This window comes from Nonomuraea sp. NPDC049480 (genome assembly GCF_044465905.1).
Taxonomy (GTDB): domain Bacteria; phylum Actinomycetota; class Actinomycetes; order Streptosporangiales; family Streptosporangiaceae; genus Nonomuraea.
In genome coordinates, this window is the sequence record NZ_JBITMD010000076.1 from 1 (window position 1) to 2,455 (window position 2,455).

The following is a 2,455-nucleotide window of genomic DNA, read 5'->3' on the forward strand; positions in this document are numbered from 1 at the left end:
CCCGACAGAACCTCGACAGGAGCCCATGGTCACTGTCCGTCGACCTACTCGTTGACCAGGGGGAACCCTGCGGTATTTCGGTCAACGGGTCTTCCTGGCCTTCTTTGTACTTCTGTCGGAGTTCGCCTTTTTGGCCGTGGAAGATTTTGCGGGCCAGGGTGTGGCGGGATTCTTGCCGGTTGAGCTGGGTGTTGACCCGGCGGCGTAGCAGCTCGTCGTCGTAGTAGCTGGCCAGGTAGGTGGAGCGATCGAGCTTGCCCAGCTCCATCAGGGCGCGCCCGATGGGGGTCGGGGTGCCGCCGCCGGCGAAGTAGCGAAACAGCTCGCTGGCCTTGACCGCGCCGGTGAGCAGCGATCCGGCCACCCGCAGCAGATCATCCCAGGAGTCGTTGATCAGCTTGATGTTGACCCGGCTGCGGACCAGGGTGTCGATGGACCCGTAGTGGGCGGCCAGGTCGGCGCGGAACAGGGTGGCGCTGCCGACATCGGCCAGGCGCGGGGAGAATTGCCACCCCAGTAGCCGGAAGATGCCGAACGCGATTTCGGAGGCGCCCGCGGTGTCGGAGGTGATCTCGGTGGGCTTCAGTGACGTTTCCTGATCCAGGAGCCCTTCCAGGATGTAGTACCAGTCTTTGGGGGTGCCGGGGATGACGATGCCGTGAAAGCCGGTGAACTGGTCGGAGGTGAAATTGTAGTAGGTGACGCCCTTGGCTCCCTTTCCCTTTCCGAAGTATTTGGTGTTGGGTCCGGCGTTGATGGTTTTGACCGGGACCACGAACCGCAGCCCGTCGGCGGAGGCGAGTTCGCCGCCACCCCAGGCTTGGGCCAGTTCCAGGCCGGCGTGGTGGTCGACCAGGGCGGCGTTGGCGGCGGTGAGGGTGGCGGCGCGCAGGTAGTTCTGTTCCACCCAGTACAGCCGGTCCAGGGCGAGGGCGGGTTCGCCTTCGGCGGCCATCGGCCGCATGCCGACGTTCATCGCCTGGGCGACCAGGACGGCGGCGATCGAGGTGATCATGTCCTGTTTGCGGGAGGGCGCATCCCCTGACACGTGGGTGAAGTGGTCGAGGCAGCCGGTCCAGGAGTGCACCTCCAGGAGGGCTTCGGGCAGGTCCACGATGGGCATGCGGGCGTCGATGTCGGCGCGCAGCGTGGTCAGGGAGGCGGGCTCATCCAGGCGGTCCAGGCCGGTGAGCACCAGGTGGTCCTTGCCGTCTTCGTCTTTGGACAGGCGTACCCACTCGTTGCGGCCGTCGTCTTCGCCGGACAGGCCGGCGGCCAGTTGGCGGTAGGCGAAGTCGAGCGTGCCGGCCCACCGCTCCACATCGGCGCCGGGCTGCGGGGACAGGTTCAGCTCATCGCAGATGCGGGGCCGGGCCCGCTCCCATTCGGCGCCCTTCAGCAGCCCGGCGGTGGGGTCGCCCCACTTGCGCAGGCCCGGCACGAACACCTCGTGGCGGCGCAGCGACTCGCGTAGCCGCTCGACGGCCGCCACGGTGTATGCGGCCTTGTTGAAGGTGCCGGCCAGCTCGCCGCGCTTGGGGAAGACGCGCCGGTGCCAGGCCGAGGTCAGCACGCCCGCGGGAACCTCGCGGGGGTCGATGTCGGTGCGGCGGCGCTCGATCGCCTTGAGAAAGTCCAGCGCCGCCAGCACTTCATGGCCGCGCCGCACCCCTTGCCCGGGCGTCTGGTCGGCGCCGGCGTCAAAGTCGAGGTGCTTGAGCAGCTTGGGCAGGAAGCGTCGGACGGTGGCGTAGCGATCCAGCAACTCTTCTTGGAAGTCCTCATCCGGTTCGCGGGCGATGTCGCCGATGACGTCGGCGGCGGCACCGATGGCGGCCAGATCCATCTCATCGAGGGCGGCGCGGATGTCGCCGTCGGGGATCTCGGCCACCGAGCGGATCTTCAGCCACACTTCACGCAGGACGATCGCCGCGGTGTCGAGGTCTTTGAGGGTGCGCATCCGCTCTTTGGTCGCTTTGAACGCCGAGGTGCGCAGCAGGTCGCCGACCGCCAGGTCGAACACCTCGACCGCGTCGTCGGCCGACTGGGGGTCATGGTCGCGGCGAAGGCGACCAGGGTGGCGAGTTTGCGGCTCCCGGCCAGTTCGGCGACGGCCTGGGCGCGGGCGGCGTGGGCGAAGCGGGCCAGTGCGGCGATCTTGCCGGGCGGCACCGCGCTCAGGTCCCAGCCGGCCGCGCCCAGGTCGCGCAGTTCCACATGCCGATCCAGGGCCTTGACCAGGCCGGCGCTGCTGACGTCGGTGGGGCTTTTGCGTAATCGGTCCAGCCGGGACACGCGCCGGCCCTGTTCGACCTTGACCAGGTTCTCCAGCACGGCGGCCTGGTTGGGGCTGGGGGCGGCGGCTAGTACTCCAGTGACACTTCGCGATCTTGGGCGTTGAGGTGGCATGAAGACGGCCACCACGTGATCATTCGGAGTTTGTGAAGACATCCCA

Annotated in this window: 2 protein-coding genes; both read right to left on the reverse strand. The window is 67.9% G+C overall.

All coding sequences use genetic code 11. The features are described 5' to 3' along the window. Positions 1 to 2,014: Tn3 family transposase (locus tag ACIBX3_RS61155; RefSeq protein WP_397130023.1), on the reverse strand; the 2,014-nt coding region annotated here is incomplete at its 3' end. Further along, positions 1,903 to 2,334 (reverse strand): hypothetical protein, encoded by a 432-nt coding sequence (locus tag ACIBX3_RS61160; protein WP_397130022.1) that lies wholly within the window; start codon positions 2,332 to 2,334, stop codon positions 1,903 to 1,905. The genes ACIBX3_RS61155 and ACIBX3_RS61160, both read right to left, overlap by 112 nt. Between the last annotated feature and the right edge of the window lie 121 nt (positions 2,335 to 2,455).